This is a genomic window from Thalassovita autumnalis (assembly GCF_001458255.1).
Classification (GTDB): domain Bacteria; phylum Pseudomonadota; class Alphaproteobacteria; order Rhodobacterales; family Rhodobacteraceae; genus Thalassobius; species Thalassobius autumnalis.
On the sequence record NZ_CYSB01000028.1, the window covers coordinates 79,149 to 100,573 of the forward strand.

Consider the following 21,425-nt stretch of genomic DNA (forward strand, 5'->3'; position numbering starts at 1 on the left):
GAGGCCCAAGATGAGCACCACTGCGGATTTGGATTTAGCAGCCGTCGCGGCCTATCTCAGCCAGCATATCGATGGCTTCCAAGGCCCATTGCAGGCCGAAAAGTTTGCTGTGGGCCAATCCAACCCCACTTTTCGCCTCAGTGGGCCGGATCGCTCTTGGGTGCTGCGTCGCAAACCACCCGGCGTGCTGCTGAAATCCGCCCATGCGGTGGAACGGGAGTATCGGGTGCAAAAGGCCCTGGCCGGCAGCGATGTGCCGGTGCCGGCGATGCATCACCTGTGTGAAGATGACAGCGTGATCGGGTCAGCCTTCTACGTGATGGAAGAAATCAAGGGCCGCCATTTCAACGATCCGCGGCTACCCGATGTAGCTGTGCCTGATCGTCTGGCGATTTTCGAAGAAATGAACCGGGTGTTGGCGGCGATACACTCCGTTGACCTAAGTGCGGTGGGCCTGTCGGACTACGGGCCGGATGGCAATTACTACCGACGTCAGATCGACCGCTGGACCAAACAATACCGCGCCTCGGAAACCGATCAGATTGCCCCGATGGAAGAGCTGATCAGCTGGCTCGACAGCAATATCCCGGCAGAGGACGGGCAGCGCACGTTGGTGCATGGCGATTACCGGATCGACAATATGCTGTTCGCCGCAGACGGGCCGCAGTGTCTGGCCGTTCTGGACTGGGAACTCAGCACAACCGGCCACCCCTATGCCGATCTGGCCGCGGTCATCATGCAGTGGCAGATGCCCCCCGGCGGTGAAGGTCGCGGGCTGGCGGGTGTTGATCGTAGCACCGAGGGGCTGATCAGCGATCAGGGGTTCATTGACCTTTATTGTCAGCGTCGTGGCCTGCCGGGCATCGACAGGTTTGGCTTCTATCTGGCCTTTGCCTTCTTCCGCATGGCGGCGATCCTGCAGGGCGTTTACAAACGAGCGCTTGATGGCAATGCCTCAGACCCCGGCCGCGCCAAGGCCTTTGGCGCCTATGTGCCGCTGTTTGCCCAGCACGGGCTGGATGCGGCGAAGTGAAGGACCAGACATGATTGACCCCGCCCTGCGCGAAGACGCTTACGCGCTGCAAAAACACCTTGGATTTGAGATCACCGATTGGCAGCAGGGCTATGCCCGTGTGGAAATGCCCATCCGTGAGGTACATGGCAACCGCTACGGCATTCCCCATGGCGGCGTGCATGCAACGCTGATCGACACGGCCATGGGGTTTTCGGGCTGCTACACTGGTGACCCGGACAATCCGCAGATGGCCATGACCCTATCGCTGACGGTGAACTACTTGGGTCAAGTCAAGGGGCAGCGGCTGATCGTCGAAGCCCACAAAACCGGTGGTGGGCGCAAGGTTTTTTTTACCGAAGCGCTGCTATCTGATGAACATGGCAACCCGGTTGCCAGCGGCGTCGGCACCTTCCGTTACCGCACAGGCACCAAAGCCCCAGAGGAGAGCCCCAAATGACCGAGATGCAGCATATCGTTTTGGCCCGCCGCCCCGAAGGCGCGCCAGTGGCCGAAGACTTCCGTTTGGAAACCGCGCCGCTGCCGGTGCCGGGTGATGGCGAGGTGCTGGTCAAACTCAGCCACTTCTCCCTCGACCCTTATATGCGGGGGCGTATGGATGACGCAAAATCCTACGCAGCACCGGTGCCGCTGAACGGCACGATGGAGGCCGGCGGCGTGGGTGAGGTCATCGCCTCAAACCACCCCGGCTTTGCGCCGGGCGACATCGCCTTTGGCATGTTTGGCTGGGCCAGCCACGGCTGCCTGCCGGGCAAGGAGCTGCGCAAGCTGGATCCTGCACATGGCCCCGTAACCGCTGCGCTGGGGGTTTTGGGGATGCCCGGGTTCACCGGCTGGGCTGGCCTGATGGAATATGGCCGCCCGAAAGCCGGCGAAACGCTGGTGGTTGCTGCCGCAACCGGTCCGGTTGGATCGATGGTCGGGCAATTGGCCAAGTCGCTGGGCCTGCGGGTGATCGGCATCGCCGGTGGCGCCGAGAAATGCCAGATGGCGGTTGAAACCTTCGGCTTTGACGCCTGTCTGGATCACCGCGCCTATGATGACGCGAAAGCCCTGCGCGCCGCGCTTGCGGACGCATGCCCGGATGGCATCGACATCTATTTTGAAAACGTCGCAGGCAAGGTGCTGGAGGCGGTGCTGCCCTTGATGAACGTCGGCGGGCGCATCCCGCTGTGCGGCATGATCGCCTGGTATAACGCCGGGGCGCTGGGGGCCAATCAGGGCGGTGAGGTGGATCAGCTGCCCAAACTGTGGCGGACCATTTTGGTGAAACGTCTGCATGTGCACGGCTTTATCATCACCGATCACTTCCACCGCTTTGGGGACTTCCTGAAACAGGTCGGGCCCAAAGTGGCCGGTGGCGACATCCGTTTTGTTGAAGATGTGGCCGTGGGGCTGGAAAACGCGCCGGCTGCCTTTATGGCGATGCTGGGCGGGGGCAACACCGGCAAACAGATCGTCGCGCTCTAACCTGAGCGCAAGACATGAAAAAGGGGCCTCAGCGCCCCCTTTTTCCATCCAGCAGTATCGCCAGATTATTTCATCAACAGAACCGGCACCTTACAGGTGCGGATCATCGCCGTGGTCGTGGATCCGATGATCATCGCACGGATCCGCGAATGGCCATAGGCCCCCATCACCAGCAGGTCATGACCCTCGGCCTCAATCAGATCTGCCAGTGCGGTTTCGGGCTGGCCCTCAACCACTTTGATCTCAGCCTCATGACCACCGGCGGCCAGCGTCGCCTGCGCGTCTTCCAGACCTTTTGACACTGCATCGGACGGGGTGCCAACGGTCACGACCGTGCAGGCCAGACCGGCAAACAGCGGATGACGGGCCACATAGTCAACAGCCTTCATCGCGCTGACACCGCCGTCAAAGGCGATTAACACTTTCTCAATCGGTTTGAATTCGCGGTTGGCCACAAACACAGGCTTGCTGGTGGCACGCGCCACACGTTCCAGGTTTGATCCCAGATGCAGCTTGGCAAAGTCAGCCTTCTCACCGCGTTTGCCGATCACGATCAGATCGGCGTCACCTTCCAGCTCTTCCACCGACTCGACAATGTCACCAATCCGCAAATGCGGCCGCACCTCAGCCACGCCATCGGTTTCGATGATCGCCTGCGCATCCTCAAGGATCGCACGCCCCTGCGCCTGGGCCAGCTTGGCGCGCTGCGCGTCCAGCTCGGCCAGTTCGCCCATGATCTTGGTGCGGGCGCCAAGGCGCAGGTTGCCACTCAGATCATCCGAACCCGCATCGCGGCGACCCAGAACGTGGAACAGATCGACCGAGGCGCCAATGCGGCCAGCAATCCAGGCGATGTGGTGGCAGACCGACTCGGAATAGGCGGAGCCATCCACCAATGCGAAGATTTTCTTGCTCATGTCAGCCCCCTCAATGCGCCAAGAGCTTGTCCATCGCGCCGGGTTTGTCATGTTCCCCCAGACGATCAACAATGGTTTTCGATGCTTCGTTCATGCCGATGATTTCCACCTCGGCGCCGTCCCGGCGGAACTTGAGCACAGCCATGTCCAAGGCCGCAACAGACGAAATGTCCCAGATGTGGGCACGGCTGACGTCAATCACCACTTTTTCCAGCGCTTCTTTGAAGTCAAACGCCTTCATGAAGTCCTCGGACGAGGCAAAGAACAACTGGCCGTGGATGGTGTAGGTGCGGGTGCGCCCATCTGCCGACAGGTCACTGGTGACCGCAAACAGCTGCGCAATTTTCCAGGCAAAGAAGATGCCCGACAGCAGCACACCAACCAGAACACCGATAGCCAGGTTGTGGGTGAAGACCACAAAAACCACCGTCGCCACCATCACAATGGACGAAGACGCCGGGTGTTCCCGCAGGTTCGCGATGGAGGACCAGCTGAAGGTGCCGACCGAGACCATGATCATGATCGCCACCAATGCGGCCATCGGGATCAGCCCCACGATGTCATCCAGGAACACAACAAGGATCAGCAGAACCACACCCGCGATGAAGCAGGACAGGCGGCCGCGACCACCGGATTTCACGTTGATCATCGACTGACCGATCATCGCGCACCCCGCCATACCACCGATGAAGCCGGTGGCCATGTTGGCAACACCCTGGCCGATGCATTCCTGGTTCTTGTCCGAGGTTGTATCGGTCAGATCATCCACCAAGTTCTGGGTCATCAGGCTTTCCAGCAGACCCACCGCCGCCACAGCGGCCGAGTAGGGCAGAATGATCATCAGGGTTTCCATGTTCAACGGAATGTCCGGGATGAGGAACATCGGCAGGGTATCGGGCAGTTCCCCCATGTCGCTGACCGTGCGCAGATCCAGCCCCAGTGCCAACGAGATGCCGGTCAGCACAACGATGCAGACCAGCGGCGAAGGGATCGATTTGGTCAGCAGCGGGAAGGTGTAGATGATGCCCAGACCGGCCGCGACCATCACATAGGTCAGCGGCGGCACATCAATCAGCTCAGGCAGCTGCGCCATGAAAATCAGGATCGCCAGCGCGTTCACAAAGCCGGTCATCACCGACCGGCTGACAAAGCGCATCACATAGCCCAGCTTCAGCAACCCGGCCCCGACCTGCAGGATGCCGGCCAGCACGGTTGCCGCCAGCAGGTACTGCAGCCCGTGGTCCTTCACCAGCGTCACCATCAACACGGCCGTGGCCGCCGTCGCGGCTGAGATCATGCCGGGGCGACCGCCGACAATGGCGGTGATCACCGCGATCGAGAAAGACGCATAAAGCCCCACCTTCGGGTCCACACCTGCGATGATCGAGAAGGCGATCGCCTCGGGGATCAGGGCCAGTGCGACCACCAGGCCGGACAAGAGGTCGGCGCGGATGTTCCCGAACCATTCGTGTTTGTAGTTGGATAGCAGCATCATCGGCCCTCCGTTCCGGACCGCGCCAGGGGCGACCGGGGTGCAAAGTTTTGTCCTGTTCAGCAAGTTTCGGGCCGGTTTCGGCCGCAAGACCACGTTTCGAGCCGCTTATATAAAGGGGTTTGAGGATCGCAAGCCCTAAGCCCGTTATCATTTCCGCCTTGCCGGAACTGTCACAGCGCAATCACATTGCCGACAGGCACCACCCGCCGCAGTCAGCGATCCGGGCACGATAGCCCGGCTTGATCGTCGTGATGCCACTGCTGGGCCACGCCAGTTGGCACCTCTACTGCAAGGCGGTGCATTTCCCCGAGACCAAGTAGCCCCGGAGACATAAACCCTGCGGATAGGGCGAAGAAAGCGGGGGCACACACCCGCCCTTGTCGGCGATTGGTGCCGCGTCAGATGGACCACTCTGTAAGCGCTTTGCAGCGCGAAGTTCGGAGCTCTAAGATGTCTGCTGTGTCCACTTCGGGGCCTTAGCTGCGCATGCGCGACGGTCTGCTTTTCTATCAAATTGGAAGAGCACGTCCCGTTTAGTCATTGTCGTTTTCAGCACGCCTTTCAGCCTTCAAAGCGCGGCTGGGTGGGCACACCTCTTGCATGAACTTCGCGAGTGTTCCTCCCAGGTTGTCAGCTTTCATTCCGTAGTTCACAAACTGACCGTCCCTCTTTTTCCAGATCAAATCTGCCGCCTCCAAGACTGACAAATGCTTGGAAATGGCTGGCTGAGACACATCAAACCGCTCGGCAACAGCGCCTGCGGTCAACGGACCTTCGGACAAGTAAGCCAATATTTTTCTGCGCGTTGTCGACGCCAAAGCTTCGAAAACCTTGTCTGGGCTTGACATTAATTCACCTTTTAACTTATTTGTTATATATTTAATATTTTAAAAACTTTGGCTGGAGCATTCAAGATGCGCCTGTATTCAACTGAACGCGTACGTCCCAATCGCAATGCCAACGCGATCAAAGGTAACATTCGCTGGGACGCGGGGAAGTCGATTTGGTTCTTTGCCATGCTCACCGGGGGTGTCCTTGCGATTGTCTGGTCGCCAAGTTGGAGCGGGTTTCTTGTATTCCTGGCAACCACTGCGATCACTGTCTGTACAGGGCATTCCGTTGGCATGCACAGGCTGCTCATTCACAAGGCTTTCGAGACACCTAAGTGGCTGGAATACACACTCGTCTGGCTTGGAACGCTGGTTGGGATGGCAGGACCGTTCGGCATGATCCGGGCACATGACATGCGGGACTGGCATCAACGCCAACGCGTCTGCCCTCCGCATCCTAGCCATGGCGCCGGTTTCTGGCAGGACGCATGGTGGCAGATGCATTGCCGGTTCGACCTTGACCACCCGCCCCATTTCGAAATTGAATCCGAGATCGCAAATGACCGTGTCTACCAGTGGATTGAACGGCATTGGATGGCCCAACAACTTGCCGTGGCCGTTCCGCTTTTCCTGATCGGCGGCATTGGTTTTGTCCTTTGGGGAGTTTGCTTGCGCATCGCAGTCTCCTTGAGTGGACACTGGATGGTTGGGCATTTTGCCCATCGAGGCGGACATCAAGGATGGACCGTCGAAGGCCTGCCTGTTCAGGGCTACAACCTACCCGGCCTCGGACTACTCACCTTCGGCGAAAACTGGCACTCCAATCACCACGCATTCCCGCACTCAGCCAAACTTGGCATCGATAAAGGCCAACTGGACCCTGGCTATTGGTTCATCAGGTCACTTGCGGCCATTGGTTTGGCGCACCGTATCCTTGGCCCGTCAGACTTGCCCGATCGCGAAGGCCTCAAAAGATTAGCACCCGATGAATTAGGCGTACCTCAGACGTCATAAGTCCGAAAGCGCGCTTGGTTTGAGATTTCCAGAAGCAAAGCAGATGCAACTGGCAGTATCTAAAATTAAAGGCCCAAAAGCGGACTTTGCCCTTTGAGCCTTCAAGAATCCCATACCTATCACCAACCCCGATGCCAGAGGCTGGGCGCCACCCTTTGTGACGCCCTAGACCCGGGATCCTCAGCCGTAGGTGGGGTGGAAGCGGCCGGTGGGGGAGAGGGTGAAGATCTCAAACCCGTCTGCCGTCACGCCTATGGAATGTTCAAACTGCGCTGACAGCGATTTATCGCGGGTCACGGCGGTCCAGTCATCTGCCAGCACTTTGGTTTCGGGACGGCCCAAGTTGATCATCGGCTCAATGGTGAAGAACATGCCTTCTTCCAGCACCGCTTCGGTGCCGGGGCGGCCGTAGTGCAGCACGTTAGGCGGCGCGTGGAACACCCGGCCCAGACCGTGACCACAGAAGTCACGCACAACGCTCATGCGGTGGCTTTCGGCGTAGCTTTGGATGGCGTGGCCGATGTCGCCAAAGGTGTTGCCGGGTTTAACCGCTTCGATGCCTTTGAACAGCGCATCATGGGTTACCTGGATCAGACGCTCGGCCTTGCGGCTGAGCTTTCCCGCGACATACATCCGGCTTGAATCGCCAAACCAGCCATCCACGATCACCGTGACGTCGATGTTCAGGATGTCGCCATCTTTCAGCTTCTTGTCACCGGGAATGCCGTGGCAGACCACGTGGTTGATCGAGATGCAGCTGGCGTGCTGATAGCCTTTGTAGCCGATGGTCGCCGAGGTGGCGCCGGCCTCTTTCACCTTTTCTTCGATGATCCGGTCAATCTCACCGGTGGTTTGGCCGGGGAAGACATGTTCGGCAATCTCATCAAGGATCTTGGCCGTCAGCGCGCCAGCTTTGTGCATGCCAGCAAAATCCGCAGCCTGATGGATGCGGATACCGTCGCGTGTAATGCGGCCCTGATGCGTCTCGTTCACGGGATCACCCTTTTCACAAAAACCATTTCACCCGTATTTAGGGTGTTTATCCCCTGAGGACCAGAGGCAGCGGCAGATGGGGGCTAGGCGTGAACAAATGGCAACGCTTTGCCGACCTCAACCGCCTCAGGCGTGATCGTGCAGTCAAAGCACAAGATCTCAACCCCGGCGGCCACCGCCTGTGTCAGCCCCGCCGCATAGGCCGGATCAATGTCAGCTGCGATGCTCACCCGGTCACAATCGGTGCGCTGCACCAGATAAAGCATCACGGCCCGTTGGCCGCCTTCGACGATTTTGGTCAGCTCGCCCAAGTGTTTCAGCCCGCGAGCGGTCACGCTGTCGGGAAATTCCGCCAGCCCCGGCTGACGGCAGAGTGTCACGGATTTCACTTCGACATAACAGTCCAGCCCGGCCCCTGAGAGCAGGAAATCGATCCGGCTCTTTTCGCCATATTTCACCTCTGGCCGCACCTCGGGTGCCTCAAGGCCCGGCACCTCGCCCGCCATCAACGCCGCCTTCAGGGCGCGATTGGGCACTGAGGTATCGACCCCAGTGAAATGGCCGTTTTCATGATCCACAAGACGCCAGCCGAACTTGAGCTTTTTCTTCGGATCGTCATTTGGCTCCAGCCAGATTTTCATGCCTTCCTCGGCCAGCCCCATCATCGATCCGGGGTTGGCGCAATGGGCTGTCACCTCACGGCCATCGTCTAAAATCACATCGGCCAGAAAGCGTTTGTAGCGACGGATCAGCCGGGCGGGGACAAGAGGGGTAGGAAAGCGCATATCTCGCGCCTATACCGGGGGAAAAGATTTCGCAAGGAAGGAGAGGCATGATGCAAAATCCAACAGCCGCCATGTTGGTGATCGGGGATGAAATCCTGTCGGGGCGCACCCGTGACAGCAACATGCACCACCTTGCCAATGAGCTGACCAAATACGGCATCGACCTGAAAGAAGCGCGCATGGTCTCGGACGAGGCTGAGGCGATCACCAGCGCGGTCAAAGCGCTGGCTGCCACCTATGACCATGTCTTTACCTCGGGCGGGATCGGCCCCACCCATGATGACATAACCGCAGACTGCATTGCCGCGGCCTTTGACACCCCCATTGCGGTGCGTGACGATGCCCGCGCCATTCTGCAGGCACATTATGACCGGTCAGGTCAGGAGCTGAATGAGGCCCGCCTGCGCATGGCGCGTATCCCGGATGGCGCGGCTTTGATTGACAACCCGATCTCGGCCGCCCCCGGTTTCACGTTGGAAAATGTGCATGTCATGGCCGGGGTTCCGACGATTTTCCAGACGATGGTGGCCTCAATCCTGCCCACGCTCACCGGCGGTGCACCACTCCTGAGCCAGAGCCTGCGGGTGGAACGCGGCGAAGGCGACATTGCCGCGCCGCTGACCGCGCTGGCTGAGGCCTATCCTGACTTGTCCTTCGGGTCCTACCCGTTCAGCCAAAACGGCATCTATGGCACCAACATCGTGATCCGTGGCCAGGATGGCGTGCAGTTGGATCAGGCGATGACCGCGCTGAGTGAGGCGATGAACACATGATGCCCGATGCAAATGCGCTTTATGATGTGATTGATGGCACCTGGCCGGCCGCCACCGAACGGCGTGAGGGGCCCTGGCTGATCCGTGATGGTCAGGGCGGCGGGCAGCGGGTTTCGGCCACCGTGGCCAAGGCCCCTTTCACCGGCGCCGACCTGCCTGCGGCAGAGGCCGCGATGCAGGCCTTGAACCAGCCCCGCCTGTTCCAGATCCGGCAGGGCGATGAGACATTGGATCAGCTTCTGGCTGAAAACGGCTATCAGGTTGTTGATCCGGTAAACCTTTGGGTGGCAACCGTGGATGACATCGCCACCGAATTCCCGCCCCCCGTCACCGCCTTTCAGGTTTGGGAACCGCTGGCGATCCAGCTGGACGTCTGGGCCAAAGGCGGCATCGGTCCGGACCGCATCAAAGTGATGCACCGCGCCAAAGGGGCCAGAACCGCGCTGCTGGGCCGGTTGAACGATTCCCCAGCGGGTGCCGGGTTTGTCGCAATCCACAACGGCATTGCCATGGTGCATGCGCTTGAGGTGCTGGAACATCAGCGCAAACAGGGCATGGGGCGGTATTTCATGCGGCTCGCCGCCTTCTGGGCGCGCGACAATGGGGCGTCACATCTGTCTGTGGTCTGCACCCAGGCTAACAAAGGCGCCAATGCGCTTTATTCGAGTTTAGGAATGTCTCTTGCAGGACAGTACCATTACCGCAAACATGGTGATGACCTGTAACCGAACACGAAAGACCAACATGAGCCGCCAAGACGACATGCCCACCGCCCTTGATCTGCCAATGGTGGATCCGCTGCCAGAGCAAACACAGAAGTACTTCGACATTTGTCAGGACAAACTGGGGTTGGTGCCCAACGTGCTGAAGGCACATGCCTTTGACATTGAAAAGCTCAACGCTTTCACTGCGCTTTACAACAACATCATGCTGGCTGAGAGCGGCCTCAGCAAGCTTGAGCGGGAAATGATCGCGGTTGTCGTCTCCTCTGAAAACAAGTGTTTTTACTGCCTGACCGCCCATGGCGCGGCGGTGCGTGAACTGTCTGGCGATCCCGCTCTGGGGGAGATGCTGGTGATGAACTACCGCGTTGCCAACCTGCCCGCACGTGAACGCGCGATGCTGGATTTCTCGGTCCAGCTGACCAAGGCCAGCGCCACCATTGAAGAAAGCGACCGTCAGGCGCTGCGCGATGTTGGCTTTAGCGAACGCGATATCTGGGACATCGCCAACACGGCGGCGTTTTACAACATGACCAACCGGGTGGCTTCGTCCTTGGACATGCGCCCGAACCCGGAATACCACGCCCAAAACCGCGGCTAAGACACAATGCGCACCCTTGCCTTCCTCACTTGTCTGGCGCTGCCAGTCCCCGCGATGGCCACCAGCCTGACGCTGGAACTGCCCGCCGGCAGTGAGGTTCTGCGCGATCAGATCAGCCGGCTGGACAGCTACGCCCTGCCCGTCGGTGCCTTTGCCGATGGTCAACTACCGGTGCTGGATCTACAGGGGCTGGTGCACCGCGGCAGCTGGTCGGTGGCGTCGCAGGGGCTGACCTCACTGCAGCTGCTGGATCCCTTGCAGACCCAGCTGGAGGCGTTGGGCTACACCATTCTGTATTCCTGTGACACGCAGGCCTGCGGTGGTTTTGACTTCCGGTTTGAGACCGAGGTGCTGCCCGCCCCTGACATGCATGTGGACCTGAGCGATTTCCGCTTTCTGGCAGCGCAGAACGGCGACAAGGATCATCTGGGCCTGCTGGTGTCACGATCTGCCAACACCGGGTTCATCCAGATGATCCGGGTGACGGATGCGGCAGACACCGACGGCGTGATTGCCGCAAACACACCTGATGGTCCTGCCGAGGTGCCGGATGTCGCCCGTCTGACCAACAGTGACATTGCCAGCGATACCGTTCAGCACCTGCAGGCGCAGGGGCATGTGGTGCTGGGGGATCTGTCCTTTGCCACCGGATCGGCCGATCTGGGGGCTGGGCCCTTCGCCTCACTCAACAGTTTGGCGGCGTACCTCAAGGCCGATCCCTCGCGCCGGGTGGCACTGGTGGGTCACACCGATGCCGTCGGCACGCTGGAGCGCAATATTAACCTGTCCAAACGCCGGGCCGCCTCGGTCCGGGACCGGTTGATTGCCGTCCATGGTGTGTCGTCCGCGCAGTTGGACGCTGAAGGTATGGGATACCTGGCGCCGCGTGGGCCAAACCTGACCGAGGAGGGGCGCGAAGCGAACCGCCGGGTTGAGGCGGTTCTTCTGAACACCGAATAGGGCAGCGCCCGACGTCAAAACGCTATCGCGTCAGCCTTCGATCAGAATGGCCCTGAAATCATTCACATTGGTGCCGGTTGGACCGGGGGCAAAGATCTCCCCCACGGCGTCAAAGGCCGTGTAGGCATTATTGCCAGCCAGCGCTTGCGCGGGATCGACCCCGGCCTCACGCATCGCAACCGCTGTGGTGCCATCGGCAAAGGCACCGGCGTTATCCTCGGACCCATCGATGCCATCGGTGTCTGCCGCCAGCGCTGTGACGCCAGCCACGCCATCCAACTCCATCGCCAGCGACAATAGAAATTCACTGTTTCGCCCCCCCCGGCCCCCTTTGCCGCGCAGCGTCACGGTGGTTTCCCCCCCCGACAGCATGACCAAAGGTGCCTTAAACGGGCGGTTGCGGCGCACCACTTCGCGGGTCATGGCGCCATGCATCTTGGCGACCTCTCGCGCTTCGCCCTCAATGGCGTCTGACAGAATGACAGCTGGCCAACCTGCGGCCTCCGCTTTCGCGGCAGCCGCTTCAAGGGAAATCGCGGCGGAGGCGACAACATGCACCTCATTGCGGGCAAATCGCGGATCGTCTGGCTGCGGGGCATCTTCCAGCGCTTTGGCCAAATGGGCTGCAATTGCGTCGGGCAGGACAATGCCATAATCGGCCACCGCTTTCAGCGCCTCGGCCCGGCCCACCGGATCCGGCACCGTCGGGCCCGAAGCCACCTGCGCCGGGTCATCGCCCGGCACGTCGGACACCACCAACGACACCACCCGCGCCGGCGCGCAGGCCGCAGCCAGCCGGCCACCTTTGATCCCGCTCACCTGTTTGCGCACCGCGTTCATCGCCCCGATGGGCGCACCTGAGGCCAACAGCGCCTCATTCAGCGCCACCTCATCGGCAAAGCTCAGCCCCTCAGCCGGGGCCGCCAGCAGGGCGGAGCCGCCGCCGCAGACCAGCGCCACCACCAGATCATCGGCGCTCAGACCCTGAACCTGCTGAAACAGCGCCTCAGACGCGGCCAGACCAGCCGCATCCGGCACCGGATGCGCAGCCTCCAACACGGTCACATTCTGGGTCTCACAGGCGTAGCCATAGCGGGTGACCACCGTGCCCTCGACCGCGTCCCCCCAAAGCTCCTCAAAGGCTGCGGCCAATTGCGCCGCGCCTTTGCCCGCACCGATCACAATCGTGCGGCCTATGGGTTTTTCCGGCAAATGCGCCGCCAATGCCAGCTTCGGATCTGCGGCAGCGATGGCTGCATCAAACAGTTCGGTCAAAAATGCGCGGTGTTCCAAGGGCCCCTCCTGTTTGCGCGAACATTAGAAACGACGCCGGGTAAAGAAAAGCGCAAAGCGCCCGCGTGCTGCGCAATCTCCTGCAAAACAGGCTCATCTTGGGCACTGCACCCCACAACTCAAATTTGGCCCTAATCGCATTCCCAATCTGGACCTACGCAAGCGCATGATTTCCCCGTTCAATGATGCCAACGCCCAAGGTCAGCGAAACGCCTGCCCAACGGCCCTCCCCTAAGAAGAAAGGACAGTCCCATGGACGGCACCCGTGACAACGATATTCAGGCAGTGGTTGACGCAGACCGCGCCCACGTCTGGCATCACCTGACCCAGCATAAACCCTTTGAAGAGGCCGAGCCGCGCATCATCATCGAAGGCAAAGGCATGCGTGTCTGGGACCAGAACGGCAAAGAATACATCGATGCCGTTTCCGGTGCGGTCTGGACCGTCAACGTTGGCTATGGCCGTGAAAGCATTGCCAATGCGGTGCAGGAACAGCTGATGAAGATGTGCTACTTCGCGCAGGCAGCGGGTTCGATCCCCGGGTCCAAGTTTGCCGAGAAGCTGATCTCGAAGATGCCGGGCATGAGCCGCGTTTACTACTGCAACGCAGGATCTGAGGCCAATGAGAAGGTCTTCAAGATGGTGCGCCAGATTTCGCACAAGAAATACGGCGGCAAGAAAAACAAGATCCTTTACCGGGATCGTGACTACCACGGCAGTTCGCTGGCGACGATGTCGGCGGGTGGTCAGGATGAGCGGAACCTGCAGTATGGTCCCTTCGCGCCGGGCTTCGTACGCGTGCCGCATTGCATGGAATACCGCAAGGATGAGCTGGGGCTTGGCCATCTGGAAGGTGAGGCCTTCGGCATCGCGGCGGCCAACCTGATTGAGGATGTGATCCTGCGCGAAGGCCCGGATACCATCGGCCTGCTGTGCCTGGAACCGGTGACCGCCGGTGGTGGCGTCATCACCCCGCCCGAAGGCTACTGGCCGCGTGTGCAGGAGATCTGCAAGAAGTACGACATCCTGCTGCACATCGACGAAGTGGTCTGCGGCATTGGCCGCACCGGCACCTGGTTTGGCTACCAGCAATACGGCATCCAGCCGGACTTTGTGACCATGGCCAAAGGCGTGGCCTCGGGCTACGCGGCGATCGCCTGTATGGTCGCGACCGAGGAAGTCTTTGACTGCTTCAAATCCGACCCGTCGGACAAACTGGATCACTTCCGCGACATCTCAACCTTCGGCGGCTGCGCCGGGGGCCCGGCGGCGGCACTGGAAAACATGCGCATCATCGAAGATGAAGGCCTGCTGGAAAACTGCGAAAAGATGGGTGAGCGTTTCTTTGCAAACCTTGAAGCGCTGAAAGAAAAGCACGCCGTGATCGGTGACGTCCGTGGCAAGGGTCTGTTCCTGGGCGCCGAACTGGTCAAAGACCGCGACAGCAAAGAGCCGGTGGATGAGGCGCAGGTTGGTGCCGTTGTGGCCGCCTGTGGCGCCATGGGCGTGATCATCGGCGCCTCGAACCGCTCGGTTCCTGGGCGCAACAACGTACTGTGCTTCTCACCTTCGCTGATCGTCACCGCAGAAGATGTGGATAAGATCACCGACACGGTTGATCAGGCGCTGACGCAGGTGTTTGGCTGATGTGGCCGACACCGGTAACCTTGGAGGGCCAGCACGTTGTGCTGGCCCCTTTGTCATTGGACCACCACGACGCCCTACAGACGGCCAGCGCCAGCGGTCAGATGCACCGGTTGTGGTACACCTCGATCCCCTCTGCCGACGGGATGAAAGCGGAGATTGAGCGCCGCCTTTCCTTACAAGCCGCAGGCTCCATGCTGCCCTTCACCGTGCTGACCCCAGCGGGCAAGGCCGTGGGCATGACCACCTATATGAACATCGACGCGGCCACCAAACGGGTTGAGATCGGGTCCACCTGGTATGCGCCCGAGGTCCAGCGCGGCCCGCTGAACACCGAAGCAAAACGTCTGCTGCTGGCCCATGCCTTTGACGATCTGGACTGTGTCGCGGTGGAGTTTCGCACCCACTTCATCAACCACCAAAGCCGTCGTGCCATCGAACGGCTGGGGGCCAAGCTGGACGGGGTGTTGCGCAATCACATGCGGATGGCAGATGGCACCCTGCGGGACACCGCCGTTTATTCGATCCTGTCCAACGAATGGCCGATGGTGCGATCCCACCTGACCTGGCAGCTGGAAAAGCCGCGCGACTGACCGCTGCATCCAGAAAATGCCCACGCAGGGGCCGGGCAGCATTGCGCCCGGTCCCGTGCCGTGCTTTGGAGGATGTCTAAACAAGGGCATGACCCAACCCGGGATGCCCGGATGACCAAAGATAGGATCCGACATGAGATATCTCACCCGCCTCACCGGCCTGCCGATGGCTGGCGCAATCGCAACCTTTGCCTCTCCCGCGCTGGCCCATATGGACCCTGCCGAGCACGGGTCAATGCTGGCGGGCTTCAGCCACCCGCTGTTTGGGCTGGACCATATTCTGGCGATGATCGTTGTGGGCCTCTGGGCGGCGCAGATTGGCGGCCGGGCGATCTGGTCGGTGCCGCTGGGTTTTGTGGCCGCGATGCTGGTGGGGTTCCTGCTGTCGCTGGCGGGTGTTCCCCTGCCCGCGGTTGAGCCGATGATCCTTGCCTCCTCGGTAGTGCTGGGGCTGCTGGTCGCGCTGGCGCTGCGCCCTGCTGCGCATTGGGCGATCCTGACCGTTGCGGGCTTTGCCCTGTTCCACGGCCACGCCCATGGCACCGAACTGGGCGCGGCCGAGGCCCTGCCCTACGGCGCCGGGTTCCTTTTGGCGACAATCGTTCTGCATGGCTTCGGCACCCTGATCGGCGCTTTGCTGCAACGCCAGGACCTGCCCCTGCGTATCCTTGGCGGCGGCACGGCGATTGCCGGGTTGATCCTAGCGGTGGGCTGACGCCTTAGGCTCAGACCCCAAAGCAAAAGGGCCGCAACGCGCGGCCCTTTCTGGTTCACCAACTTTGCAGCGATTAGATCAGCTGAAACAGGATCCCCGACAGGATCGCCCCGCTGATCCCCAGCGCCAGATAGGTGGCGAAGACCTGCGGTTTGACCAGCGACCAGACCGCGGCCATCGCCGGGATGGAGCTGACAGATCCCGCGATCATGAAGGACATGGCGGCGCCTGCGCTCATCCCCTGTTCCATCAGACCAGCCAGCAGCGGCGGTGCAACATAGCTGTTGAGGTAGGCGGGCATGCCAACAAAGGCCGCGGTCACGATCGGCAGCACGCCGTCGCCGCCCACCACCGTGGCGATCACATCCGCCGGTACATAGGTCACCAAGAGCGCCTCCAGCACATAGGCCAGTGCCAGCCATTTCAGCAGGAACAGCGCGTTGGAACCGAACTCCTGGCGGAATTTCACCCGACGCTCTGCCTCTTTCCAGAAAGCCCAGACCGGCTTACCCTCCATCTTGGGGGCGGAACAGCAGCTGCCGCAGCCCTTTTTCTCTTCTTTCTTCAACGGGTTCTGAAACGCGCCACCAGACATCAACGCCCGCAACAGGAAACCACCAAAGAGGCCCAGACCGACGGCAAACGCCGCTTTACCAATTGCAAAAGGCCAGCCCAAAGCACCTGCGGTGATCAGCAGGGTCGGCGGATCGATCAGCGGTGAGGACAACCAGAAAGCCATAACCGCAGGCAAAGGCGCCCCAAGGGCCAGCAGACCAGCGATAAACGGAATCACCTCACAGGAACAAAACGGTGCCAGTCCGCCAAACAGCGCGGCAAACAGGATCATCCGGGTCTGGCGCCCCTCAAAAGCTTTGGCGACCAACACCTCAGCCCCGGTGGCTTTCAGGTAGGCCAGTAGGAAAACAGCAAAGAGGATATAGCGCCCGGTGCTCAACAGGGCCGCACCAGCAAAGGAGATTGTGCCCTGCAGGTTGGCCGGGTCCAGCATCGCCACCAGCGACAGGATCACCACAATTGCGGCCCAGGGCGTTTTCAAAGCAGAGAGCAGCGTGCCCCAGTTGCGGGATGGGTTTTGGGTCAAATCAGCCATCGTTTGCTGCCTTTCGTGGTGCGTCAGCGCAGCATTCACACAGGATGTAATCTGCCAGCAGACGCAGGTGGTCAAAATTTGCGTGGGTGATGGTGCTGCGGCCTTGCTTTTCCTGGGTCACAACATTGCCCGCCGCCAAGAACTTCAGGTGATGCGCAAGAGTTGAGGGGGCGATGCCGGACCGCTCCTGAATTTCGCTCACGGTCAGACCGGCCTCACCGGCGCGGATCAACAGGCGCAGCACTTCCAGCCGTGCCTCTGATCCCATGGCGGAAAACCCGCCTGCTGCCACTTCCAGATTCATGGCTCTCTCCAATACGATTCGATAAAACTAGTTTTATAGTTTTATTTTTTCTGAGGCAACCCCCTTGGTGCAGATGCCTTTCGTAGATCCAGATTGAACCCCGGATAAGGCCAATCTAGACTGCGGACATGGCCATCCCTGTCGAAACCTTCTTTCTGAAACCCGATGCACAAGGCACCCTGCAGGCGCAGATCCAGCAGATGATCGCCGAAGGCATCCTGTCAGGCCGTCTGCGCCGGGGTGAAAAATTGCCATCATCGCGCAAACTTGCGGCCCATCTGGGGGTGAGCCGGATCACAGTGACATTGGCCTATACCGAATTACAGGCCTCGGACTACCTCGCGGTGCGGGATCGGTCGGGCTATTTCGTTTCGGAAAATGCGCCAGAACCGCTGCCCGAACCGGAACTGCCCGCCGCCGCCGAAGCGGTGGATTGGGACATGGCGCTGAGCCGTCAGATCACCTCCTCTGTGGTGCCGGGGCGACCCTCGGACTGGGCGCGCTACCGCTACCCCTTTGTCTACGGTCAGGCAGACCCGGCGCTGTTTGACCACGCCCATTGGCGGCTTTGCGCGATTCAGGCGCTGGGGCAGAAGGATTTCACCGCGCTGACCACGGATTACTACGATCAGGATGACCCTGAACTGGTGGAGTTTATCCTGCGCCACAGCCTGCCCCGACGCGGCATCATGGCCCGCCCTGAGGAAGTGCTGGTCACCATGGGGGCACAGAACGCCCTGTGGTTGGCGGCGCAGGTGCTGTTGGGGCCGGGGCGTCGCGCGGTGATGGAAAACCCCAGTTATCCGCCGCTAAAGGACACGCTTGCCCAAATCGATTGTGACGTCACCGCGGTGGATGTGGACGCCGAAGGCCTGCCGCCGGCAGCGCTGCCAGAGGCCTGCAATGTGATCTTCACCACGCCATCGCATCAATGCCCGACCTCTGCCACCATGCCACGCCCCCGGCGCGAGGCCCTGCTGGCCGCCGCCCGCGCGCGCAACGCACTGGTGGTGGAGGATGACTACGAATTTGAAATGTCATTCCTGTCGCCACCCTCACCCGCGCTCAAAAGCCTCGATGGCGATGGTCGGGTGATCTATGTCGGCAGCTTTTCCAAGGTGCTGTTTCCGGGGCTGCGCCTTGGCTACCTCGTCGGGCCAGAGCCATTCATCCGGCAGGCGCGGGCCCTGCGCGCCAATGTGCTGCGCCATCCCCCCGGGCATATCCAGCGAACCGCCGCCTATTTCCTGCGCCTTGGCCACTATGACGCCCAGATCAAACGCATGTCGCGGCTGCTGGCGGAACGCCGCGCGGTGATGCAGGCCGCGCTTCTGGATCACGGGCTGACGATTGCGGGCAGCGGCACCTTTGGCGGCTCCAGCTTCTGGATGAAGGCCCCTGAGGGCGTGGATATGGAACAGGTCCGCCAGCATCTACAGGCCGACAGTGTTCTGATCGAAAGTGGCGACAGGTTCTTCACCGGTGCGCAGGCGCCGCGCAATCATTACCGGCTGGCCTATTCCTCCATCCCGTCGGACAGGATCGCTGAAGGTGTGGCGCGCATTGCGCAAGCAATTACTGACGCCAGCGCTTGATCGCACCCAACAGCAAAAAGGGGGCCGAAGCCCCCAAATTTATCTGCTCTTGGCCATCCGTTTTGGGCCATCACTTCTTGCTGCGCCAGCTGTCCAGCCAGCGGCCAACCCGCCCGCGCCGATCCGCCAGCGCGTCTGAGGCCGCATCATAACCTTCGCCGATATCCTCCAGCACCGGATCAATCCGCGCCTGACGGAACCGCCGCCAGCGCACGTAAATCGCCCAGAACACCGCCGCAAACAGCGTCAGGATCACGATGTTGAGCCAGGGGATGATCCGTTCATCCGGTCCTGTTGCGGCCCGCACGGACACCGCATTGGGGAAGATCGACAGGAACTCATTGCGCCAGCCGTAATGTTTGATCACCACCCACTGCGGTGCATCTGCGCTGGATTTCAGATCCGCAGCTTCGGCCTGCAGGTTCGAGGTGTCGAACTTGAAATAAGGCGGCCAGCCCCAACCAGTGTCTTCGTTGCGATAGACCATCACCCGATCATTTGGGTATTTGGCCTGAATGAAGAACACATCGCGGTTCACGGTGGTGGTCGCATTGCCGGAATCCGAGGCCGCCCAGAAGATCGAGTTTTCGCCAAAATCGATCCGCTTTTCATAGGTGTCGGTCACCCGGGCAATATCATGCTGCGGCAAGGTGTAGTGGAAGAACCCCACCACAAGGGTCAAGAGAACAACCCGAAACGCCCATTTCAAATAGACCATGTTGATGGTCCCCCTTAGTAGAAATTCACCAGATAGACGGTCACGGCGACCAGTACCACCGGTACGATGTAAATCAACAGGATCAACTTGCGACGGAAGCTGTCATCATAGTCTTCCAGCCCCTCGCGGATGAAGGCATCGCGGTCCCCGACGCCCCCCTCTTCCTGCCATTGCTTGGCCAGTTTGCTGCGGCGCACCAGCCGCGAATAGATCGAAACGCCGACATAGAGGATGGTCAAAACGATGAAGCCAAAAAACGCCAGTCGTGCCAGTGCAAACATGTCTCTCCTCCTCTTGCTTTAACCCCAGGGGCCACGCGGCTTTTCAGGGCGGCGCGGTGGTTCGGCCTGCCCGCGCCGCAGCGCAGACCACGGGCCAACGCGCTCAATCAGATCATCCTCGGGTGCGGCCTCAGCAACCTCCAGCGGTGCATCGTGGCCGAAAAGGGCCGCGCGGGTACCGGCCTTATCCACTTGGTACTCTCGGGTAAGGAAATCAACCACATAGCCCTTTTTCGTCTCACTCCAGCCCTGATATGCGCTGTAAAACGCCTCTTTGTGGCAGATGAACAACTGGCGCATGTCTTTGGGGCTCAGCTCGGCCAGCAGCATATTGACCAGATCCCGGTCGGGATGATTGGCCGCGCGAAGCGTGTAGAAATAGGCCGGATGGTCGGACGTGATTTTGGGCCAGCTGCCCTCGGCCTCCGCCCAGCGCAGCAGCGACTGCAACCCGTGGAATTCCTCAGGCAGATCGGCGGCATGATCGCGCGCCAGGGCACGGATGTCACGGCGAGTGGCCCCGGTCAGGTCAATGCCACGATCCTGCGCCACATCCACCACGATGAAATCCATCTTCTGCCGCAGGATGGCTGCCGCATCCACGCCCCGTGCCTTCACAATGGGTTCGACCAGATCATTATAATCAAGGAACTTCGCCACCTGATTGCGGTCATTGAAGTCAAAGACGTATTTGATCGGCAGCTTGCCCAGATCCTCTTTCTCCCCACGGGAAATCACCGCCGGATGGTCCATGCCGCGGAACACGTAAAGCCCGCCAAAATGCGCTGTCCAATAGTTTTCCGGGCTGAACTCCATCAGATCCAGCGTGACCGGGTTGCGCGTGACATCGCCGGTCTTTTTGGCCAGCGTGATCATCTCGGCAATCAGCACATCATCAAACCAGGCGTCCTCTTCCCCCATGAACCGGTCAATCTTGTCGCCCAGCGCCTGCGCCTGCCGCAGGGTGCCTGCGGTGGTGTCCGCCTCAATCCGGATCCGGCGAATGTCAAACAGCTGCTGGGGTGACTCCAGACTATAGACAGAGTTCAAAAGCTCCCCGGCGACCGCATCCCGCGTGGTCAGCGCAAACAACTGGTTTTCATTCTGCTCAATGAACTGACGCAGAACCGAGCGGTTCATCGAGAACTGCACATTCAGCAAAGGCGCGGTTTTCTGCTGGGTGGTCAGCAGGATGAACTGCCGGTTCACCCCATTCTGATTGAGGTACATGTGATCGCCCAGCTCATCGCCGATTTCAGGCGAGTACCCCGCGATGTCGATGTGAAAATCACTGAGGTCAGTGCGCTGGCCCGTCAGATGGGTGAGCGCGCGGTTATAGCGCTCAACCAAGGCGGGGCTGGAAATGTGAATGAGGTTGCCGAACATGAGGCCGGCTTCGATCAGGCGTTTCATGTTTGGGTGACTCCCTTCGAGGTTTCAGTGCACGTAGCGGGATCGCGGAGAAATGCCCCCGCCGAGGCAAATCCGACCGCATGAAAGGCAAGTCCAATTCCGATGAAACTTAGGCTCAGGACTCATAGCCAGTAAATAACGAGTGCGGCGAGAGCGATGGCTGAC

23 protein-coding genes are annotated in these 21,425 nt (G+C 60.3%); 12 read left to right on the forward strand and 11 right to left on the reverse strand.

Going from position 1 to position 21,425, the window contains the following annotated elements; all coding sequences use genetic code 11:
• Positions 1–10 precede the first annotated feature (10 nt).
• Genes TL5118_RS10210 through TL5118_RS10220 form a run of 3 tightly spaced genes read left to right on the forward strand, consistent with a single transcriptional unit; the run spans position 11 to position 2,503 of the window.
• Positions 11–1,033, forward strand: coding sequence for a phosphotransferase family protein (locus TL5118_RS10210; protein ID WP_058242363.1), 1,023 nt, complete (start codon positions 11–13; stop codon positions 1,031–1,033).
• A gap of 10 nt (positions 1,034–1,043) precedes the next feature.
• Positions 1,044–1,472, forward strand: a complete 429-nt coding sequence (locus tag TL5118_RS10215; protein WP_058242362.1) for a PaaI family thioesterase — start codon at positions 1,044–1,046, stop codon at positions 1,470–1,472.
• Entirely contained in the window at positions 1,469–2,503 is a 1,035-nt protein-coding gene (locus tag TL5118_RS10220) for an NADP-dependent oxidoreductase (RefSeq protein ID WP_058242361.1), read from the forward strand. Before TL5118_RS10215 ends, TL5118_RS10220 begins: the two co-directional genes overlap by 4 nt.
• 65 nt (positions 2,504–2,568) lie before the next feature.
• Here TL5118_RS10220 and TL5118_RS10225 read toward each other — a convergent pair whose 3' ends face one another.
• The 3 genes from TL5118_RS10225 to TL5118_RS10235 all read right to left on the reverse strand — a co-directional run bounded on the left by TL5118_RS10225 (position 2,569) and on the right by TL5118_RS10235 (position 5,763).
• Positions 2,569–3,420, reverse strand: a complete 852-nt coding sequence (locus tag TL5118_RS10225; protein WP_058242360.1) for a universal stress protein — start codon at positions 3,418–3,420, stop codon at positions 2,569–2,571.
• 10 nt (positions 3,421–3,430) lie between these two features.
• Positions 3,431–4,915 (reverse strand): SulP family inorganic anion transporter, encoded by a 1,485-nt coding sequence (locus TL5118_RS10230; protein WP_058242359.1) that lies wholly within the window; start codon positions 4,913–4,915, stop codon positions 3,431–3,433.
• 533 nt (positions 4,916–5,448) lie between these two features.
• Positions 5,449–5,763, reverse strand: coding sequence for a metalloregulator ArsR/SmtB family transcription factor (locus TL5118_RS10235; RefSeq protein WP_058242358.1), 315 nt, complete (start codon positions 5,761–5,763; stop codon positions 5,449–5,451).
• A gap of 66 nt (positions 5,764–5,829) precedes the next feature.
• Between TL5118_RS10235 and TL5118_RS10240 the strand changes: the two genes are divergently transcribed.
• Positions 5,830–6,759, forward strand: coding sequence for an acyl-CoA desaturase (locus TL5118_RS10240; protein WP_058242357.1), 930 nt, complete (start codon positions 5,830–5,832; stop codon positions 6,757–6,759).
• 180 nt (positions 6,760–6,939) lie between these two features.
• Here TL5118_RS10240 and map read toward each other — a convergent pair whose 3' ends face one another.
• Positions 6,940–7,752 (reverse strand): type I methionyl aminopeptidase, encoded by an 813-nt coding sequence (gene map / locus TL5118_RS10245; RefSeq protein ID WP_058242356.1) that lies wholly within the window; start codon positions 7,750–7,752, stop codon positions 6,940–6,942.
• Positions 7,753–7,835: 83 nt separating this feature from the next.
• A complete protein-coding gene (gene sfsA / locus TL5118_RS10250; RefSeq protein ID WP_058242355.1) occupies positions 7,836–8,537 on the reverse strand; it encodes a DNA/RNA nuclease SfsA in 702 nt (233 codons plus the stop codon).
• A 50-nt stretch (positions 8,538–8,587) separates the two neighbouring features.
• Here sfsA and TL5118_RS10255 point away from each other — a divergent pair, with 50 nt between their 5' ends.
• Genes TL5118_RS10255 through TL5118_RS10270 form a run of 4 tightly spaced genes read left to right on the forward strand, consistent with a single transcriptional unit; the run spans position 8,588 to position 11,593 of the window.
• Entirely contained in the window at positions 8,588–9,310 is a 723-nt protein-coding gene (locus tag TL5118_RS10255; RefSeq protein ID WP_058242501.1) for a competence/damage-inducible protein A, read from the forward strand.
• The gene (locus TL5118_RS10260; protein ID WP_058242354.1) at positions 9,307–10,035 is read left to right on the forward strand and encodes a GNAT family N-acetyltransferase; all 729 of its coding nucleotides are present in this window, start codon (positions 9,307–9,309) and stop codon (positions 10,033–10,035) included. Before TL5118_RS10255 ends, TL5118_RS10260 begins: the two co-directional genes overlap by 4 nt.
• 19 nt (positions 10,036–10,054) lie before the next feature.
• Positions 10,055–10,633: a peroxidase-related enzyme gene (locus TL5118_RS10265; protein WP_058242353.1), complete on the forward strand. Its 579-nt coding sequence runs from the start codon at positions 10,055–10,057 to the stop codon at positions 10,631–10,633.
• Between the two features lie 6 nt (positions 10,634–10,639).
• The gene (locus TL5118_RS10270) at positions 10,640–11,593 is read left to right on the forward strand and encodes an OmpA family protein (RefSeq protein WP_082626160.1); all 954 of its coding nucleotides are present in this window, start codon (positions 10,640–10,642) and stop codon (positions 11,591–11,593) included.
• A 30-nt stretch (positions 11,594–11,623) separates the two neighbouring features.
• On the opposite strand, the gene TL5118_RS10275 is transcribed toward TL5118_RS10270, so the two are convergent.
• Positions 11,624–12,886 carry a glycerate kinase type-2 family protein gene (locus TL5118_RS10275; RefSeq protein WP_058242352.1) on the reverse strand — a complete coding sequence of 421 codons (1,263 nt, stop codon included), beginning with the start codon at positions 12,884–12,886 and terminating at the stop codon, positions 11,624–11,626.
• 252 nt (positions 12,887–13,138) lie between these two features.
• Between TL5118_RS10275 and TL5118_RS10280 the strand changes: the two genes are divergently transcribed.
• The 3 genes from TL5118_RS10280 (at position 13,139) to TL5118_RS10290 (ending at position 15,838) form a co-directional block, all read left to right on the forward strand.
• Positions 13,139–14,533: an aminotransferase family protein gene (locus TL5118_RS10280; RefSeq protein WP_058242351.1), complete on the forward strand. Its 1,395-nt coding sequence runs from the start codon at positions 13,139–13,141 to the stop codon at positions 14,531–14,533.
• Positions 14,533–15,123 carry a GNAT family N-acetyltransferase gene (locus TL5118_RS10285; RefSeq protein ID WP_207383447.1) on the forward strand — a complete coding sequence of 197 codons (591 nt, stop codon included), beginning with the start codon at positions 14,533–14,535 and terminating at the stop codon, positions 15,121–15,123. Before TL5118_RS10280 ends, TL5118_RS10285 begins: the two co-directional genes overlap by 1 nt.
• Positions 15,124–15,256: 133 nt before the next feature.
• Positions 15,257–15,838, forward strand: coding sequence for a HupE/UreJ family protein (locus TL5118_RS10290; RefSeq protein ID WP_058242349.1), 582 nt, complete (start codon positions 15,257–15,259; stop codon positions 15,836–15,838).
• A gap of 73 nt (positions 15,839–15,911) precedes the next feature.
• On the opposite strand, the gene TL5118_RS10295 is transcribed toward TL5118_RS10290, so the two are convergent.
• Positions 15,912–16,949: a permease gene (locus tag TL5118_RS10295; RefSeq protein WP_058242348.1), complete on the reverse strand. Its 1,038-nt coding sequence runs from the start codon at positions 16,947–16,949 to the stop codon at positions 15,912–15,914.
• Entirely contained in the window at positions 16,942–17,253 is a 312-nt protein-coding gene (locus tag TL5118_RS10300) for an ArsR/SmtB family transcription factor (protein ID WP_058242347.1), read from the reverse strand. The genes TL5118_RS10295 and TL5118_RS10300 overlap by 8 nt, the downstream gene beginning before the upstream one ends.
• 128 nt (positions 17,254–17,381) lie before the next feature.
• Here TL5118_RS10300 and pdxR point away from each other — a divergent pair, with 128 nt between their 5' ends.
• Complete coding sequence (gene pdxR / locus TL5118_RS10305) at positions 17,382–18,848, forward strand: MocR-like pyridoxine biosynthesis transcription factor PdxR (protein WP_058242346.1); 1,467 nt, start codon at positions 17,382–17,384, stop codon at positions 18,846–18,848.
• Between the two features lie 70 nt (positions 18,849–18,918).
• On the opposite strand, the gene TL5118_RS10310 is transcribed toward pdxR, so the two are convergent.
• The 3 genes from TL5118_RS10310 to TL5118_RS10320 are packed head-to-tail and all read right to left on the reverse strand — an operon-like array spanning position 18,919 to position 21,260.
• Positions 18,919–19,566, reverse strand: coding sequence for a DUF1523 family protein (locus TL5118_RS10310; RefSeq protein ID WP_058242345.1), 648 nt, complete (start codon positions 19,564–19,566; stop codon positions 18,919–18,921).
• A 14-nt stretch (positions 19,567–19,580) separates the two neighbouring features.
• Positions 19,581–19,847 carry a hypothetical protein gene (locus TL5118_RS10315; protein ID WP_058242344.1) on the reverse strand — a complete coding sequence of 89 codons (267 nt, stop codon included), beginning with the start codon at positions 19,845–19,847 and terminating at the stop codon, positions 19,581–19,583.
• Between the two features lie 18 nt (positions 19,848–19,865).
• A complete protein-coding gene (locus tag TL5118_RS10320; RefSeq protein ID WP_058242343.1) occupies positions 19,866–21,260 on the reverse strand; it encodes a DUF6638 family protein in 1,395 nt (464 codons plus the stop codon).
• Positions 21,261–21,425 lie beyond the last annotated feature (165 nt).

Coding starts and splice junctions, on each gene's coding strand:
- TL5118_RS10210 (WP_058242363.1), top strand. CDS start 11: ATGAGCACCACTGCGGATTTGGATTTAGCAGCCGTCGCGGCCTATCTC.
- TL5118_RS10215 (WP_058242362.1), top strand. CDS start 1,044: ATGATTGACCCCGCCCTGCGCGAAGACGCTTACGCGCTGCAAAAACAC.
- TL5118_RS10220 (WP_058242361.1), top strand. CDS start 1,469: ATGACCGAGATGCAGCATATCGTTTTGGCCCGCCGCCCCGAAGGCGCG.
- TL5118_RS10225 (WP_058242360.1), bottom strand. CDS start 3,420: ATGAGCAAGAAAATCTTCGCATTGGTGGATGGCTCCGCCTATTCCGAG.
- TL5118_RS10230 (WP_058242359.1), bottom strand. CDS start 4,915: ATGATGCTGCTATCCAACTACAAACACGAATGGTTCGGGAACATCCGC.
- TL5118_RS10235 (WP_058242358.1), bottom strand. CDS start 5,763: ATGTCAAGCCCAGACAAGGTTTTCGAAGCTTTGGCGTCGACAACGCGC.
- TL5118_RS10240 (WP_058242357.1), top strand. CDS start 5,830: ATGCGCCTGTATTCAACTGAACGCGTACGTCCCAATCGCAATGCCAAC.
- sfsA (WP_058242355.1), bottom strand. CDS start 8,537: ATGCGCTTTCCTACCCCTCTTGTCCCCGCCCGGCTGATCCGTCGCTAC.
- TL5118_RS10255 (WP_058242501.1), top strand. CDS start 8,588: ATGCAAAATCCAACAGCCGCCATGTTGGTGATCGGGGATGAAATCCTG.
- TL5118_RS10260 (WP_058242354.1), top strand. CDS start 9,307: ATGATGCCCGATGCAAATGCGCTTTATGATGTGATTGATGGCACCTGG.
- TL5118_RS10265 (WP_058242353.1), top strand. CDS start 10,055: ATGAGCCGCCAAGACGACATGCCCACCGCCCTTGATCTGCCAATGGTG.
- TL5118_RS10270 (WP_082626160.1), top strand. CDS start 10,640: ATGCGCACCCTTGCCTTCCTCACTTGTCTGGCGCTGCCAGTCCCCGCG.
- TL5118_RS10280 (WP_058242351.1), top strand. CDS start 13,139: ATGGACGGCACCCGTGACAACGATATTCAGGCAGTGGTTGACGCAGAC.
- TL5118_RS10285 (WP_207383447.1), top strand. CDS start 14,533: ATGTGGCCGACACCGGTAACCTTGGAGGGCCAGCACGTTGTGCTGGCC.
- TL5118_RS10290 (WP_058242349.1), top strand. CDS start 15,257: ATGAGATATCTCACCCGCCTCACCGGCCTGCCGATGGCTGGCGCAATC.
- TL5118_RS10295 (WP_058242348.1), bottom strand. CDS start 16,949: ATGGCTGATTTGACCCAAAACCCATCCCGCAACTGGGGCACGCTGCTC.
- TL5118_RS10300 (WP_058242347.1), bottom strand. CDS start 17,253: ATGAATCTGGAAGTGGCAGCAGGCGGGTTTTCCGCCATGGGATCAGAG.
- pdxR (WP_058242346.1), top strand. CDS start 17,382: ATGGCCATCCCTGTCGAAACCTTCTTTCTGAAACCCGATGCACAAGGC.
- TL5118_RS10310 (WP_058242345.1), bottom strand. CDS start 19,566: ATGGTCTATTTGAAATGGGCGTTTCGGGTTGTTCTCTTGACCCTTGTG.
- TL5118_RS10315 (WP_058242344.1), bottom strand. CDS start 19,847: ATGTTTGCACTGGCACGACTGGCGTTTTTTGGCTTCATCGTTTTGACC.
- TL5118_RS10320 (WP_058242343.1), bottom strand. CDS start 21,260: ATGAAACGCCTGATCGAAGCCGGCCTCATGTTCGGCAACCTCATTCAC.